The sequence below is a fragment of the Nitrosomonas sp. Nm58 genome (genome assembly GCF_900107335.1).
Taxonomy (GTDB): domain Bacteria; phylum Pseudomonadota; class Gammaproteobacteria; order Burkholderiales; family Nitrosomonadaceae; genus Nitrosomonas.
This window is the reverse complement of record NZ_FNPQ01000010.1, coordinates 12,374-27,959: the sequence shown is the minus strand read 5'-3', so window position 1 is coordinate 27,959 and position 15,586 is coordinate 12,374. Positions and strand designations below refer to the sequence as shown.

General features: G+C 49.6%; 12 protein-coding genes. 9 read left to right on the top strand and 3 right to left on the bottom strand.

The features are described from left to right. The first annotated feature begins 10 nt into the window (after window positions 1–10). Both BLW34_RS05805 and BLW34_RS05800 read left to right on the top strand, forming a co-directional pair. On the top strand, window positions 11–736 hold the full coding sequence (locus BLW34_RS05805) for a TerC family protein (RefSeq protein ID WP_090576845.1): 726 nt from the start codon (window positions 11–13) through the stop codon (window positions 734–736). A gap of 102 nt (window positions 737–838) precedes the next feature. Then, window positions 839–1,264 carry a universal stress protein gene (locus BLW34_RS05800; protein ID WP_090576841.1) on the top strand — a complete coding sequence of 142 codons (426 nt, stop codon included), beginning with the start codon at window positions 839–841 and terminating at the stop codon, window positions 1,262–1,264. Between the two features lie 309 nt (window positions 1,265–1,573). Here BLW34_RS05800 and BLW34_RS05795 read toward each other — a convergent pair whose 3' ends face one another. Beyond that, the gene (locus tag BLW34_RS05795) at window positions 1,574–1,780 is read right to left on the bottom strand and encodes a hypothetical protein (RefSeq protein WP_090576838.1); all 207 of its coding nucleotides are present in this window, start codon (window positions 1,778–1,780) and stop codon (window positions 1,574–1,576) included. A gap of 7 nt (window positions 1,781–1,787) precedes the next feature. Between BLW34_RS05795 and BLW34_RS05790 the strand changes: the two genes are divergently transcribed. From BLW34_RS05790 to BLW34_RS16070, 4 genes are all read left to right on the top strand, one after another. Then, a complete protein-coding gene (locus tag BLW34_RS05790; protein ID WP_090576965.1) occupies window positions 1,788–4,166 on the top strand; it encodes a GspE/PulE family protein in 2,379 nt (792 codons plus the stop codon). A gap of 117 nt (window positions 4,167–4,283) precedes the next feature. Then, window positions 4,284–4,541 (top strand): DUF4160 domain-containing protein, encoded by a 258-nt coding sequence (locus BLW34_RS05785; protein ID WP_090576835.1) that lies wholly within the window; start codon window positions 4,284–4,286, stop codon window positions 4,539–4,541. Between the two features lie 5 nt (window positions 4,542–4,546). Beyond that, a complete protein-coding gene (locus tag BLW34_RS05780) occupies window positions 4,547–4,912 on the top strand; it encodes a DUF2442 domain-containing protein (RefSeq protein WP_090576833.1) in 366 nt (121 codons plus the stop codon). Window positions 4,913–5,196: 284 nt separating this feature from the next. Further along, window positions 5,197–5,346 (top strand): hypothetical protein, encoded by a 150-nt coding sequence (locus BLW34_RS16070; RefSeq protein ID WP_177165970.1) that lies wholly within the window; start codon window positions 5,197–5,199, stop codon window positions 5,344–5,346. Here BLW34_RS16070 and BLW34_RS05775 read toward each other — a convergent pair. Then, complete coding sequence (locus tag BLW34_RS05775) at window positions 5,343–5,792, bottom strand: pilin (RefSeq protein WP_090576830.1); 450 nt, start codon at window positions 5,790–5,792, stop codon at window positions 5,343–5,345. The two genes, BLW34_RS16070 and BLW34_RS05775, sit on opposite strands and share 4 nt — an antisense overlap. Window positions 5,793–5,977: 185 nt before the next feature. Then, complete coding sequence (glnE, locus tag BLW34_RS05770) at window positions 5,978–8,782, bottom strand: bifunctional [glutamate--ammonia ligase]-adenylyl-L-tyrosine phosphorylase/[glutamate--ammonia-ligase] adenylyltransferase (RefSeq protein WP_090576827.1); 2,805 nt, start codon at window positions 8,780–8,782, stop codon at window positions 5,978–5,980. A gap of 221 nt (window positions 8,783–9,003) precedes the next feature. On the opposite strand from glnE, the gene BLW34_RS05765 reads away from it, so the two are divergent. From BLW34_RS05765 to tldD, 3 genes are all read left to right on the top strand, one after another. Then, on the top strand, window positions 9,004–12,909 hold the full coding sequence (locus tag BLW34_RS05765; RefSeq protein WP_090576825.1) for a YhdP family protein: 3,906 nt from the start codon (window positions 9,004–9,006) through the stop codon (window positions 12,907–12,909). 120 nt (window positions 12,910–13,029) lie between these two features. After that, window positions 13,030–13,884 (top strand): carbon-nitrogen hydrolase family protein, encoded by an 855-nt coding sequence (locus BLW34_RS05760; protein ID WP_090576822.1) that lies wholly within the window; start codon window positions 13,030–13,032, stop codon window positions 13,882–13,884. A gap of 148 nt (window positions 13,885–14,032) precedes the next feature. Beyond that, on the top strand, window positions 14,033–15,481 hold the full coding sequence (gene tldD / locus BLW34_RS05755; RefSeq protein ID WP_177165968.1) for a metalloprotease TldD: 1,449 nt from the start codon (window positions 14,033–14,035) through the stop codon (window positions 15,479–15,481). Window positions 15,482–15,586 lie beyond the last annotated feature (105 nt).

The window sequence follows — 15,586 nt, the reverse complement described above, 5'->3', positions numbered from 1 at the left end:
GAAGTAAAATATGGATTTTTCTGATCCCCAGTTTTGGGTTGCGGCACTACAAATTATTGCGATTGACATCGTCCTTGGAGGAGATAATGCAGTGGTTATTGCGCTTGCTTGTCGGCGATTGCCTGAGAAGCAACGTAATTTGGGAATTTTCTGGGGGGTATTTGGTGCGATAGCGATACGCGTCGGACTGGTTTTTTTCGCGCTTAATCTGCTGACGCTCCCTTTTCTGAAACTCGTGGGCGCGTTGCTGCTGCTCTGGATAGGGATCAAACTGTTGTTGCCGGAATCGACGGGCGGCGCGCATGAAATCGATGCGAATACCACTCTCCTGGGAGCCATTAAAACGATTATCATCGCTGACACCGTTATGAGCCTGGACAATGTGATAGGCATTGCCGGCGCTGCCAGAGGCGATCTGATGCTGGTGATTTTTGGTCTTCTTGTAAGTGTTCCCATCATTGTCTGGGGCAGTAAACTGGTCATGAAGCTGATGAATCGTTTTCCCGTCACCATTTTTGTGGGGGCTGGATTACTTGGCTGGATTGCGGGCGATATGGCCATTACCGATACGGTGACTAAAGAATGGGTCAATGCTCATGCTGCTTTTCTACACTGGTTTATGCCAGTTTTTACTGCGCTGGTCGTGATCGCCAGCGGAAAGTGGCTGGCAGCTAAAGCACAGAAAAATACCACTGCTTTAGTCGATCTTACGGATGATACGAATAAACCGACCTAGCCCAAATATTTCAAAAGGCAAGTGAGGACACGTGCCAATTTATGAAATATTCGGGCTAGCTATCAGGAATGTGATGAAAAACATAATTTAGAGGAGTGCATCATGTTAAAAATGCTGCTGCCAGTAGATGGTTCCACTGCTTGTAACAAGGCCATTGTTCATTTTATCCAGCTGCTCAGCTGGTATAAGGAAGTGCCGCAAATTCACTTGCTCAATGTGCAGTTTCCTTTGCGTGGCGATGTTTCTATGTTTATCAGCCAGGAAAGTATCCGGGAATATCATCAGGAAGAAGGATTGAAGGATTTAAAAGAAACGCGCGATCTGCTGGACCAGGCAGGTGTTGCCTATCAGTACCATGTGACAGTCGGCGATGCGGCAAAAATGATCGTTCAATTTGCGACAGAAAAACAGTGTGACCAGATTGTTATCGGGCCGCGTGGACTTGGCTCGGTACAAGGCGTGTTGCTCGGTTCAGTCGCGAGCAAATTGATCCATCTTTCACCGATTCCGGTCCTTTTGATCAAATAACAGGAATCGGGTGTAATTCCTCTGCTGTTACCAGAAATGCCCTGTAGGCAAGTCGTGTTAAATATCAGGGCAAGAAGGTAATCACATCTTGAAATTCACAAGCTGGGTAAGCTGGTAAAGATAACCCGAATATTTCATAAATTGGCACGTGCCCTCACTTGCCTTTTGATTAATAAGAAAGATTTTGCTCAGTCGGGTGTATGAGTCACTACACCCCTCTTTCTCAAAACTTCCCTATTAATCAAAATCCTGCGTGATCATCACGCGAATTTATGAAATATTCGGGATAAACCCGCATTAGGCATGCGTCTAATGGGCATAGTAGCCCGATGTTGCCAATACTCCCAATAGTGATCGGCCATCTATGCAGTACGAGCTCATCTCGGCAGGCTGAGCTGATCGCACCTGAAATAAAAGAATGCGCTGACTGATTGCGCCTGGAAGTGATTTCCAGGCGCGATCTTCGCAGGTTAATGGGTAATCTTTTGCATGGAGATCTTCCTGAATAAATATCATTATGAATATGCAAATCGCACTGGAACCATTATCAGATAATTTTTCTGGGGTCAATCGCCAGCAGAATTTTTCGCAGAAATTACATGAGATCGTCAACAGGATTCAGGCTGCCAACAATCTCGATGAGATCATGCTGGAAGTCAGTAAGGACATCTGCGCTTTGTTCAATGCAGATCGTCTGATCGTTTATACGGTGAGTGAAGACAAGTCGTCTATTATTTCACGTGTGAAGACTGGCGTCGGTTTATTCCAGGATTTGAAGCGACCGATTACCGAACACAGTATTGTGGGTTTTGTCAGCCTGAACAAAAAAATCGTCAATTTGAAGGATGTTTACGATCAGCATGAACTGGTGAAAGTGGACGCAAGCTTGCGCTTTTCCAAGGAAGGGGATAAACGAACCGGCTACCGGACCAGGCAAATGCTGGCAGTACCGATTCTGAATGCAGGAGATAACGAATTGCTGGGTGTGCTGCAAGCCATCAATGATAAGGAGGATACTCCTTTTCCCAACATGATCGTTGAGGGAGCAGGCGAAATCTGCCAGGCACTGGCCATTGCTTTCAAGCAACGCCAGAAGCAGCAATTGCTGGTCAAATCCCGATATGATCATTTGATTGCAAGTGCTGTCCTGTCAGCTTCTGAACTTGAGCTGGCGGCACGATCTGCACGTGAACAAGGGTGTGATCTGGAAAATGTGCTGATCGATGAGTTTCAGATCAGCCCTGCGCAAATTGGCGAGGCGCTATCGAGTTACTTCCGTGTGCGCTATGAGCCGTACCAGGCTGAGCGGCTTAAGCCGATGGAAGTGCTGAAGCATCTCAAGCGGGATTTTGCCGAAAGCAACCACTGGCTACCGATTGACGACACAGCAGAAGGTCTGGTGGTGTTGACGCTTGATCCTGAAAGAATCAAAGCACTGCGTGTCGTCAATCAAATTTTTCCCAAGCACAACATCATCTATACCGTCTGCACCCAGAGAGAGTTCAGGGCGACACTGGATTTATTTTATGGGGCTGGAAAAGGCGCCGCCCTGGAAGATACCGGCAATATCAATGACATGCTCTTCAATCTCCAGGAGGACGAGGAGGAGTCTGTAATCGAGGTAGACGAAGCTTCTGCCGCTTCTGAAAACGAGCTCGTCAAGCTGGTCAACAAGATCATCGTAGACGCCTATAAGATGGGTGTTTCAGATATTCATATCGAGCCTTATCCGGGCAAGGAAAAAACTAAGATCCGTTTTCGCAAGGATGGCTCGCTAATGCCCTATATCGAAATTCCGGCAAGCTACCGCAATGCGCTGGTGACACGGATCAAGATCATGTGTGATCTGGATATTTCCGAGAAGCGTAAACCGCAGGATGGCAAAATAAAGTTCAGAAAATTTGCGCCGCTCGATATCGAATTGCGGGTGGCCACGCTCCCTTCAGCCGGTGGACTGGAAGATGTGGTCATGCGGATCCTGTCTGCAGGAGAACCGATACCGCTGGACAAAATGAATTTCACTTCCCGCAATCTGCAGGAACTCAAGTCAATTATCAGCAAGCCCTATGGGTTATTTTTCGTCTGTGGCCCGACGGGTTCCGGTAAAACCACGACGCTGCATTCGGTGCTGAAGCACCTCAATACCCCCGAAACCAAAATCTGGACGGCTGAAGACCCGGTGGAGATCACCCAGAAAGGATTGCGCCAGGTGCAAGTCAACGTCAAGGCCGGTTTGACGTTTGCCGCGGTGATGAGGTCTTTTCTGCGCGCCGATCCCGATATCATCATGGTGGGGGAGATGCGCGACAAGGAAACCACCAGCATCGGTATCGAAGCCTCCTTGACCGGTCATCTGGTGTTTGCCACGCTGCATACCAACAGCGCGCCGGAATCGGTTATCCGCCTGCTGGATATGGGCATGGATCCGTTCAATTTTTCTGATGCCTTGTTGGGTATTCTGGCACAACGCCTGGCCAAGCGCCTGTGCAAGTGCAAGAAACCCCATATCGCACCGCGCGAAGAAATCAGAAGGTTGTTGACAGAATACTGCGAAGAATTGAAATATATCGACCATTTCAAGGTTAGCCCTGAAGCGGCTTACCAGGAAATCGAAAGCCGCTGGCTGCAGGAATATGGCGGTGAGCAAAAGCAGATCACGCTGTATGAAGCGGTTGGCTGCGATCGCTGCAATGGCACAGGTTATGCCGGACGGGTGGCGTTACATGAGCTCCTGACCGCAACCGATGCGCTGAAAAAGAACATCCAGGAACATGCGCGGGTCGCCGAAATGCTCGTGACCGCGCTCAATGATGGCATGCGCACCTTGAAACAGGATGGCATCGATAAAGTGTTACAGGGCATTACTGACCTTCATCAGGTACGGGCGGTGTGCATCAAGTAAAAGTAAATTTCTGCCTGGCCTGGAAAAGAGGGTAGTTTTAGTTTTGTAATTTACGATTGTTATGTAATTGAAAGGCGCTCCCAGTGAAAGTGATTGAAAAACAAACAAATATTTCAAATGCCGGTAATTAGTAGATTCCTAGGGATAATCATAGTGATGTATTGGGAAGATCATGCACCACCGCATTTTCATGCAAGATATTCAGAATATGAGATAACTGTAAATATTTTAAATGGAGTGGTAGAAGGAAAATTTCCAAAACGTGCATTAGGGCATGTGCTTGAATGGTATGAACTGCATAAAAGTGAATTAATCAAGAATTGGGAACTTTGTCAAAAAAGTGAAACCCCAAAGGCTATAGAACCACTGGAGTGATCATTATGTTTCTTCATGTTATCAGCGCCGAGTATTTGGAAGATTATAAAATAGCCGTGTCATTTAATAATGGCAGGAGGGGCGTGGCCGATCTATCAGGCGCTTTAAAAGGTTTGGTGTTTGAGCCATTAAAAGATAAATCGGTATTTTCAAGCTTTGTTGTTGACGAAGAACTGGAAACAATCGTTTGGCCTAATGGTGCAGATCTCGCGCCTGAGTATATTTATTTTCAGGCATTTAAAGATGATCCCGAGTTACAGTCTCAGTTCAGGAAGTGGGGGTATGTGGATAATCATGAAAGTCATACTGATATAAAAGCATCAGAGGTATTAAAAAATAGCAATAAAAAAACCACCGAGGGGTTTTTTTAGGCGGTTTGGGTTATAAGGTGCAATAAGCGCAGCGCATTGCACCGGATGGTTAAATGAGGCGCATAGAGCGCAATGCTCGGTGGTTATTGCGCCCTACGCGGGTTGGTTGGCAGGATGGAAGCGGTGTGAGCGACAGGAGGTAAGGAAGGACCCTGTCTTTTAGTTTAGGCGGAATAATATCCGGAAGTAAAAAAAGCCGCTCAAGGTTTTCCGAGAGCGGTTCAGGCGGTGGGATACAATTTGTAGGGTGCAATCAGCGCAGCGCATTGCACCGGAAGTTCAATATGGGCACATATGGCGCAATGCCCGGTGGTTATTGCGCCTTACGCGGGTTGAGTCGCTGGGTTCAACCGCCGGATGCGGAAAACCGCACGTCCGGTGGTGTGGGAGAGGTAACGGACACAATCCGTTGCCCCGACCCGATCGCGGATTAGCAAATTGCTCCGGCAGCTCTGGTACGACAAGTACTGGCGGCATTTACTGTCCAGGTTACGCGTCCTTGCGCATCAACAACAGGATCGAGAATATAGGTTTCACTATTTAGGCCATTAGCAGTAGTGGCCGTGGCCGTTATATTCCCGGTAGCTGCTACTGTTACACTGGTCAGAAGCGGAGTTGCATTGGGCGCTGCTGGGATTTCTCCAAAAGCGCTAAAAGCAACATTTCGTATTGCTGGGCCAGTTGGATCGAAACAGTTACCCGATTGCACACAAACCTCTATACCAGCTTTAACCCCGGCTGTTGCATTAACAACTTCAGTATACCTTGCTTTAAGTGTGTAATTCTGATAAGCGGGCACCGCTACCGCCGCCAAAATACCAATAATCGCCACCACAATCATGAGTTCGATCAGGGTAAAACCTTTTTGCATCTGTTGCATGAATCACTCCTTTGGGTTAAAAAAAACGGCCACACCCAGTGTGGGAATATACGGGCAGAATTCGCGCCCGCTTTGTTGCTAAAAAGCATGCTACTGGAAGTATAACGACTCTTCATAAAAAAAAGCTTAGTAGGAAATAAGCGCTTTATTAAGGGCTATTTTCCAATTAGTCCATTCGACTCGGTTTATCCGCCAAACACTTCTTCCCACAGTTGCAATACCGCCAGGCGCGCATGGCCGAGGTAATCGGCTTCGATGCGCGCAAAGCCGGCGGATTTTTCCGGGGAAGCTGCTGAGCCAGCCAGCTCGGGATCGCCGCTCAATCTCAGGCGGTGTTGCAGGCGGCGGAATTCACGGTAGGCGGTGCGCACCTGCTCGGCGGATTTTGCCGGGATGAGCCCCAGATCTCCAGCCAGTTTCAGCAGCGCGATATTGCCGATATTGCCGGTAAACTGCGGATAGACGTGGGCATAGCCCAGCACCAGGTACTGCACGATGAATTCCACATCGATGATGCCGCCGCGGTCATGTTTGATATCAAACAGCGCGGTGGGATTAGGGTGGGCGTCCAGCATTTTTTCGCGCATTATCAGGATTTCCAGCCTGAGCCGGGTGAGATCGCGCGGTTCACATAAAATCTCCTTACGGGTTTGCTCGAATAGCTTCCCCACCTGCTGATCGCCGGTGACGAAGCGGGCGCGCGTCAAGGCTTGGTGCTCCCATACCCAGGCTTGGTTATGCTGGTATTCGGTAAACGCTTCGATGGAGCAGGCCAATAGGCCGCTGGCGCCGTTGGGACGCAGCCGTAAATCCGTTTCATACAGCACCCCGGCGGACGTGTGGCTGGTGAGCCAGGTGTTGATGCTCTGTCCCAGTTTGGTGTAAATCTCCTGCGCATCGGGGTGGCTGTCCTGGAATAGGAAGATGATGTCGAGATCGGAGGCGTAGCCGAGCTCCTTGCCGCCCAGTTTGCCATAACCGATGATGGCGAAAGCAGGCTGGTCGCGATGTTTTTTCTTGAGCCCTCGCCAGGCCAGGCTGAGGACGTTGCTGAGATTGAGATCGGCGAGCTCGGTCAGATGATCGCTGAGCGATTCCAGCAGCAGCTTGCCTTCCAGGTCGATCACCAGCAACTGAAAAACCTGCGCATGCTGGAAGTGCCGCAGCACATCCATTTGCCATTCGGTGAGATTGCTTTTTGGGCTGTCGGCATGGTTGAGCTGGCGCGCCAGTTCCTGCCTGAGCGCCGGCCAATCCGGCAGTTGATACGGACCACGCGGCGCCAGCAGCTGATCGAGCAGGATGGGGTGCCTGCCCAGATAATTGCTTGCCCATTGACTGGCACTGACCAGCTTGGTGACCCGCGGCAGAGTTTGCGGGTGTTCCTGCAGCAGGGCCAGGTAAGCTGTTTGTTGACCGATGTGCTCCAGGAGCTGCAGCATGCGTTCCAGCGTGGCTTCCACGGGCGGAAACGGGGCAATGGCTTCGACCAGAATAGGCATCAACGATTTGATTTTCTGCTGATTGGCTGGCGGTGATTGCTGGAAAAAATGACCACCATAGAATTGCTGGATGCGCGCCGAGATTTTTTCAGGCTCGGTAAACCCCAGCGTCGTGAGCTGCGTGGTGGCGGCTTCTATGGCGGCTTCTACTTGGGTGCTGTCTCCGGTCTGTTCCTGCCACAGGCTCGCCAGGATGTCATGGGCTGGGGATTTGCGCGGAGCGGCGAAGATCAATTCAAAATGGCGGGTGACATTGTTGCGGTGAATATCGAATTGCTGCATGAAGTCGGCAAAGCAGGGATATCCCATGGCCGCGGCAATGAGCTCCTGATCTTCGGCATTTTCCGGCAGATTCTGCGTTTGTTGGTCATCCAGATATTGCAGGCGATGTTCCAGCTTGCGCAGAAAGCGGTAGGCATCGATCAGTTCCGTGATGGTTTGGGCGGGTAGAGGCGGTTTTTGCTGCAGGCGTTGCAGGGCGGTCAGCGTCGGACGGATGCAGAGATCCGCATCCCGTCCGCCGCGTATCAGTTGGAAAACCTGGGTAATGAATTCAATTTCACGGATTCCGCCAGGGCCCAGCTTAATGTTGTCATGCATTTCACGGCGATCCACTTCCTTGCGCAGTTGCGCATGCATGCGGCGCATGGCTTCATAGGCTTCAAAATCCAGATATTTGCGAAAGACGAAAGGACGGGTGATGTCTTCCATCAGCATCGCGGTCGCGGTGGCGGGTCCTGCAATGACGCGGCTTTTGAGCCAGGCATGGCGCTCCCATTCCCGCCCTTGCGTGACGAAATAATCCTCAAGCATGTCGAAACTGATGGCCAAAGGGCTGTTTTCCCCATGCGGGCGCAAGCGCATATCGACGCGGAATACATAGCCATCCACTGTGTAATCATTCAGACTGGCAATCAGCTTACGTCCCAGCCGAGCAAAGAAGTCGTGATTGGAAATGGGTTTTCTGCCATTCGTTTCCCCATCTTCCGGGTAGATGAAAATCAGATCGACGTCGGAGGAGACATTGAGTTCGCCTCCTCCCAATTTGCCCATGGCGACCACTAATAATTGCTGGGGAGTGGCACTTTTTTCACCGATGGGTGAACCAAACTGACTGGACTGGGTCATCCAGTTTTGGTGATGGTCGAGCGCAAAGCCAATGGTAATCTCCGCGAGGTTGGTCATGGTGACCATGACTTCAGTCAGATCCGCCATACCGGCCAGATCGCGGACAGCCAGGCGCAGCATGACCCGTTTACGGAGTTTGCGCAGGGCGCTATGCAAGTCTGTTTCAGCCAGGCTTGAGTTCGCGCAGGCCGTGCCCAGGAATGCACGCATTTCCTCGCGTGAGAATGGGCTGTGGAGGGTTTCTACCAGATAGGCGCGTAGCTCAGGTTCGCTTTCCAATAGACGTTGCGCATAGCGGCTGAAGCGCAGGGTGCGCTCAAGCGTTGATTCAGCAGAGGGATTGATGGTGTGTGAAAACATATTCAAGGTTAAAATAAGCCATTTTGCACTTGCCAAGACCCGCTATGCAGATACGTAGACAGAATGGGTTTTCTGTGCTGAGCCCTCGAGCTGCGGAAGTGACGAAGTGTCATAAGCGGCCAATCTGCTAGATAGGCTATTCATTGTTATCAGGTTCTTCTTGTTACTTGCTTTAAGCAGTTTTTTCAGGATAAGGCTGTGTTTCTTATTAAATTGGTTCCATGATGCATTCTTTTATTAAGCATAGCACTTTCATCTTGCGTTGGCTCGGATGGACTGTGTTTGCTGTTATCTTGTTTTTTTCCTTGTCGCTGTTGTTGTTGCGTTATTGGCTGCTGCCTGATATTGAACGGTATCGCCCAAACATTGCAGCAGCCATTTCTCAGGTTGCCGGACGCGCGATCAGCATAGAGAGCATTGATGCTAATTGGGACGGGTTACGCCCCTACTTGCAGTTGCATGGCGTGCGCGTGCATGATCGGCTCGGCGTCCCGGTGCTGATTCTGACCGAGCTGGATGGAACGCTTTCCTGGCGATCATTGCTATATGGTGAACTGCGCTTCCGCAACATCAGAATTGAACGGCCGGCTCTGATTATCCGCCGTGACGCTGAGGGTGTTATGCACATGGCAGGTGGCGCCTTTGATCAAGAAGAGGCGGATAATGGCTTTTTCGATTGGCTATTGCGCCAGCGCCAGTTGGTCATCAACGACGCGGATGTGTATTGGCTAGATGAATTGCGAGCAGCGCCAGTGTTGTATCTGAAAAAAGTAAATTTACACATGCATAATAAGGGCGGGCGACACCGTTTCGGGCTGCGGGCCACTCCGCCCGTTGAAGTGGCCGCTCCCCTGGAGATACGCGGTGATTTTACGGGGAAATCGGTTAATGCATTGGGCCGGTGGCGCGGGCGATTATTCGCTCAACTGGATCATGTCGATTTAGCCGCCTTGCAAACCTGGTTATCGTTTCCACAAGATGTGGCATTTAATCGTGGCAGGGGTGCTTTCCGCGCGTGGATTGGCATGGAGGATCAGCTTGTCACATCTTGGACGGCTGATGTGGATCTTCATGAAGCCCGTATGCAGTGGGCGAAGGATCTCCCCAGGCTTGATCTTGCCCATTTGCGGGGCCGTATGGGGTGGAAAAGAAATGACGGCGCGGCACAGCAGGGAGAGGAATGGTTTGCCCGGCAGTTGAGCATTGCCATTGAAAACGAATGGCTCACTGAGCCGGTAAACATTTTGTGGCGAAGGCAGGAAGGGCACGGGGGCACGTCCGGGGAGAACACACTGTGGATAGATGATCTTGATCTGGGTGTGATTGCTTCCCTGGCGAGTTACCTGCCGATTGAGGATTCATTGCGCAAGCAGCTCGGTGAATTGTCCCCTAAGGGAGAAATTGAGCGTGCGCAAGTCTATTGGCAGGGTGATTGGACAAAGCCCTCATCTTTTCGTGTGGAGGGGCGCTTCCGCGAGCTGGCCATGAATGATTTGGGCAAAGTTTCCTCGGTGAGCGGGATGAGTGGGAAGATCAAGGCAACCCATCAGGGTGGGACACTCAGTCTTGATTCGGATAAAGCCAGCATGAAGTTGCTCGAAGCATTGGATGAACCGCTGGAACTCGATAGACTCATCGCGCAGGCCGATTGGCAGACATCGCTCGGCCAGGGGATGACTTTATTTGAACTCAATCGCCTTTCATTTTCGAATAACCATATGTCCGGAACGATCCACGGCCGTTATCGTGCTACGCCTGGTCAACCAAGCGCTATTGATCTGGAAGGAAAGTTGGCAAATGCAGAGATCAATTATCTTAATAAGTATAGGGCACTCCTGGTTGATCAGGAAGCTACGCAAGACTGGCTAGGTAAGGCAATTGTGACGGGACGATTAGCTGAGGCCAGGTTTCATGTCCGCGGTGAGTTGAATGAAGCCTTGTCAGAGCAGCGCAATCAGCTTGCTTTAAAGCTCTCAACAAAAATCACTGACGCCACGGTAAATTTGCCGGAAGGGTGGCCGAATATCACTAATATTCAGGCCAATCTTTCGTTTCAGAATAATCATCTCGACATGACGGTTTCCCGGGCAAGGATGGCGGATATTGTATTGAAAGATACGCGGCTGCAGATTGCGGAGGTGCACACGGCAAATCCCATTTTGCAACTGACAGGGAATGCTGAGGGCGCGACTCAAAAAATAATCGATTTGATTGGAAAAAACCCAGTAAATACACATGCTGCTGATTTCTCCAGCTTGGGCAATGTTGCCGGAAATGGAAAATTGCGACTGGAATTGACGATGCCGATATACTCACCACGCAGTGATGATAGGTGCATCGAGCTAATGGGGCGCTACCAGTTGATCGATAATGAGATCAATTTAGGCCATAATTTGCCTGCTTTGAGTAAGGTCAACGGGTTGCTTGCTTTTACTCAATCCACTTTCACCATTGAGGATGTGAGCGCCCAAGTGCTAGGGGGGCCGGTGACGATTCACTCTACCGCTTCGCCGGACGGTGGGATGCGCATTGTAGCGGCAGGCAAGGTTAATTTCGATCGCTTGCACTCACTTAAACCTGAGCAATCAGCGGGTGCTTTGCAGTTGTGGGCGCGGTTTATGCAGGGAGCGACTGATTGGTCGGCAGTTTTTGATAGGGGTGAGAAAGGAATGGATATGATGGTTGAATCAACGCTAGCGGGCGCTGCTTTCTTATTACCCGAACCTTTTTCCAAATCTGCTGCAGAGGTGATTCCTTTCAGTTTTGCGAGGAAATCCATTGATTCAGACCATGAGGTGCTGCGCTTCCGGTACGGTGAGGTCGTGACGGCAGAAATTCAACGTGTACGGGGAGAAAATGGTCATTACACTCCAGCGCGTGGCGTGATGAATTTTCGTGCTGCGTCCGTTGAATTACCCAAGGATGCGGTCACATTGGTGCAGGGCACGATTTCCGCGCTGGAGTGGGATAAGTGGAGAGAGCTGTTCGATCGACATAATGAGATTGCTGCGCGATCAGGGCAGGCTGATCGGGGAACCAAGTCGTTACTGACTGACCAGATTAATTTCAACCTAAACATCGGCAGACTTGATTTCTTGGGAAGTCGCTTCAATGAATTTGTCTTGAACGCGAATAAACAGGGCGGGCAATGGCATACTTCTGTTGCAAGCACAGAAGTCATTGGGAATATAGACTGGGATTCAGGCGTAAAACGGAAGGCTGTAGCGCGGTTAAAAAAATTGGTGATGCCAGAAGCGGTTCCGGAGTCTGACCTGGCAGCAGAAAAAAAGCATCAGCCCAAGGATTGGCCCGCCATTGATCTGCGTGCTGACGAGTTTATCGCCAGGGAAAAACCGTTAGGTAAATTGATGTTGCTGGCTCAACAGCAGAAAGATGGCTGGCATATCGATAAACTGCAGATTACGCATGCTGAGAGTTCTCTTTTGATGCAGGGCGTATGGCAGAATCGCATTGCGCCTTTTCAAATGCAGGCCGAGGCTAAATTGCAAGCCAGTAACATTGGCAAATTTCTGGCGCGTTTGGGTTATCCGGGGCGTATTGCGCGCGGGGAAGGAGAGCTGGAAGGTTCGCTAGCCTGGATAGGTAAGCCTTTTTCCATAGATTTTCCTTCTTTATCCGGCGATCTGCGCGTAACTGCCCAGCGAGGACAATTTACCCGATTCAGACCGGGGGTGAGTAAATTACTGGGGATTTTTGATCTAAAATCACTTCCTCGCAGACTGACATTGGATTTTTATGATGTATTCAGTCAAGGTTTTGGTTTCGATGATATATTGGGCGATGTTAGAATCACCAGAGGGGTAGCGGCGATAGATGAGCTGCAGATTGCAGGAAGCGCAGCCTATCTTGCTGTGAGTGGAGAAATTGATTTAGTAGAAGAAACCCAGGCGCTCCTGGTCAAAATGTTTCCTTCGCTTGGGTTAGCTACGCCCGTGGCAGGAATTGCTTCCATGATTGCAAACCAGTCTCTGAAGGATCCATTTGATCGTGTTTTGTTTAATGAATATGCTATAACAGGGACGTGGGCTGAACCCATAGTGAATAAGTCGCAAAGCTCACAAGAAATTAAAGAAACACAGCCAGAATACAAGCGTAATATGAATTAACCGGTGTTGATTGGATTGCTTTTTGGGGGGGTGTATCATGAATTGCTTTGTTGTTTTTGTGAGCAAAATTCTTTTCTTGCCTGAATCCTGTGGAAATGGAGAGGAGTGCTGGAGGGAGCTATGTTGAGCCATTCGAGTATTTTCTCAGAGCACTTGCTAGAAAAGGAGAGTGGTAGCGAATTGCGTGTTGCGGCTGTTCAGATGGCATCAGGGCCGAGTGTGTCTGCAAATCTGGAAGAGGCTTTACGTTTGATTGAGCTGGCGGTATCACAAGAAGCGAAGCTGGTTGTGCTACCGGAATATTTCTGTATCATGGGATTACAGGATACCGATAAATTAAGTGTTCGTGAGCAACCAGGCGAAGGCGTGGTTCAGTCATTTTTGAGTGAGACGGCTAAACGCTTGGGGGTTTGGCTGGTGGGCGGATCAGTGCCACTGGTATCCCATGTGCCTGATAAGATTTATAATAGCTGCCTGGTTTATGACGATGATGGTAGACAGGTAGCGCGTTACGATAAGATCCATTTATTTGGCCTTGCATTGGGTAATGAACGTTTTGCAGAAGAAAAAACGATTGAGGCCGGAGATAAAGTGATTGCGCTGGATTCTCCTTTTGGGCGAATAGGGTTATCTATTTGCTATGATCTTAGGTTTCCTGAACTTTATCGTATGATGGGAAAAGTTGATATTATTCTTGCTCCCTCTGCTTTTACTGCAATTACGGGTAAAGCCCATTGGGAAACTTTGATCCGTGCGCGTGCTATAGAGAATCAAGCGTATGTCATTGCGCCAGCGCAGGGTGGGTTTCATGTCAGTGGCCGTGAAACCAATGGAGATAGTATGATCGTTGATCCTTGGGGTGTTGTGATTGATCGATTAGCCCGTGGGCCAGGGGTTGTGGTGGCGACGGTGGATCGCGCGTACCAATCCAGCGTGCGTGCAAGTCTGCCCGCGCTGGAACATCGTTGCTTATAGCCATGTTAAATATAGGAAGGAAGACTGTTCACTATGAACAGGAAAGAATTGAGGAATTTGATGTATCGATGAATAGCGTGATTCCAGTCTGATTTTTTTACCGCAAACTGATAAAGCTACTACCGTGGCAAGTGAGTTTAATCTTAAGATGAACAACGAGTTTTTTACAATTGCTGATCGTTGCCTGCTGATGCCATACGAGCTGGATGCAGGTAGATTACATCAAGTGTTTGGGCAAATGCTGACACATCAGATCGATTATGCCGATCTTTATTTTCAATATAATCGTTCTGAGGGTTGGGTCCTCGAAGAAGGTATCGTTAAATCAGGTAGTTTTAATATTGACCAAGGTGTAGGGGTGCGTGCAATCAGCGGTGAAAAAACTGCGTTTGCCTATTCGGATGATATCAGCCTTGATGCATTGGTATCTGCAGCAAAAGCGACGCGCGCCATTGCTAGCCAGGGAAAGGTGCATTCAGTTCAACTCGTTAAGCAGGCAGCACATCGGTCGCTTTACCTTCCTCAGGATCCCATCGCGCACTTTAAGGATAGCGATAAAGTGGCATTGCTGGAGAAGCTTGAGGGTTTTGCGCGCACGATAGATAAACGGGTTATTCAGGTTATGGCATCACTTGCCGGAGAGTATGAGATCGTCATGATTGCGCGCAGCGATGGCCTGCTGGCTGCTGATGTGCGGCCATTGGTGCGTGTATCGCTACAGGTCATAGCAGAGGAAAACGGACGACGTGAGCAGGGTGTCGCTGGAGGGGGAGGGCGATTTGATTACACTTACTTTACCGATGAAATATTAAGCGATTATGCGCAAAAGGCAGTGCATCAGGCTGTAGTGAATCTGAATGCAAAGCCTGCTCCAGCAGGCACCATGACAGTAGTCCTGGGAAATGGTTGGCCGGGTATACTGCTGCATGAAGCCATTGGCCATGGATTGGAAGGCGATTTCAACCGGAAGGGTAGTTCAGCGTTTTCTGGACGCGTTGGCGAACGTGTTGCGGCCGATGGTGTAACCGTCGTGGATGATGGTACGATTGCCCGGCGTCGCGGATCTTTGAATATCGATGATGAAGGTAATCCCACCCAATGTACGGTATTGATTGAGAATGGCGTGCTCAAAGGCTATCTGCAAGACAGTCTGAATGCAAGACTCATGAATCAGCCCCTCACAGGTAATGGGAGGCGAGAATCTTTTGCACATATTCCCATGCCGCGTATGACGAATACCTATATGCTCAATGGAGATAAAAATCCGGAAGAAATTATTGCGTCAGTGAAACAGGGATTGTATGCCGCAAATTTTGGGGGCGGGCAAGTGGATATTACAAGTGGTAAATTCGTATTTACTGCTGCGGAAGCTTACATGATAGAGAATGGAAAAATCACTTATCCGGTCAAAGGGGCCACTTTAATTGGTAACGGCCCGGATGTGCTGACACGTGTTTCCATGATTGGTAATGATATGGCGCTTGATCCAGGCATTGGCACATGTGGGAAAGAGGGACAGAGTGTGCCGGTGGGTGTGGGGCAGCCAACATTACGAGTGGATGGATTAACCGTAGGTGGAACAGGAAGTGGTAGTTAACCCGAATATTTCATAAATTGGCACGTGCCCTCACTTGTCTTTTGATTAATAAGAAAGATTTTGCTCAGTCGGATGTATGAGTCACTACACCCCTCCTTTTCAAAA

Bases quoted from the DNA above. Each gene is read 5' to 3' on its own strand.
- glnE (WP_090576827.1), bottom strand. From the start codon at position 8,782: ATGTTTTCACACACCATCAATCCCTCTGCTGAATCAACGCTTGAGCGC.
- BLW34_RS05800 (WP_090576841.1), top strand. From the start codon at position 839: ATGTTAAAAATGCTGCTGCCAGTAGATGGTTCCACTGCTTGTAACAAG.
- BLW34_RS16070 (WP_177165970.1), top strand. From the start codon at position 5,197: ATGGGCACATATGGCGCAATGCCCGGTGGTTATTGCGCCTTACGCGGG.
- BLW34_RS05785 (WP_090576835.1), top strand. From the start codon at position 4,284: ATGCCGGTAATTAGTAGATTCCTAGGGATAATCATAGTGATGTATTGG.
- BLW34_RS05765 (WP_090576825.1), top strand. From the start codon at position 9,004: ATGATGCATTCTTTTATTAAGCATAGCACTTTCATCTTGCGTTGGCTC.
- BLW34_RS05795 (WP_090576838.1), bottom strand. From the start codon at position 1,780: ATGATATTTATTCAGGAAGATCTCCATGCAAAAGATTACCCATTAACC.
- BLW34_RS05805 (WP_090576845.1), top strand. From the start codon at position 11: ATGGATTTTTCTGATCCCCAGTTTTGGGTTGCGGCACTACAAATTATT.
- BLW34_RS05780 (WP_090576833.1), top strand. From the start codon at position 4,547: ATGTTTCTTCATGTTATCAGCGCCGAGTATTTGGAAGATTATAAAATA.
- BLW34_RS05760 (WP_090576822.1), top strand. From the start codon at position 13,030: ATGTTGAGCCATTCGAGTATTTTCTCAGAGCACTTGCTAGAAAAGGAG.
- BLW34_RS05790 (WP_090576965.1), top strand. From the start codon at position 1,788: ATGCAAATCGCACTGGAACCATTATCAGATAATTTTTCTGGGGTCAAT.
- BLW34_RS05775 (WP_090576830.1), bottom strand. From the start codon at position 5,792: ATGCAACAGATGCAAAAAGGTTTTACCCTGATCGAACTCATGATTGTG.
- tldD (WP_177165968.1), top strand. From the start codon at position 14,033: ATGAACAACGAGTTTTTTACAATTGCTGATCGTTGCCTGCTGATGCCA.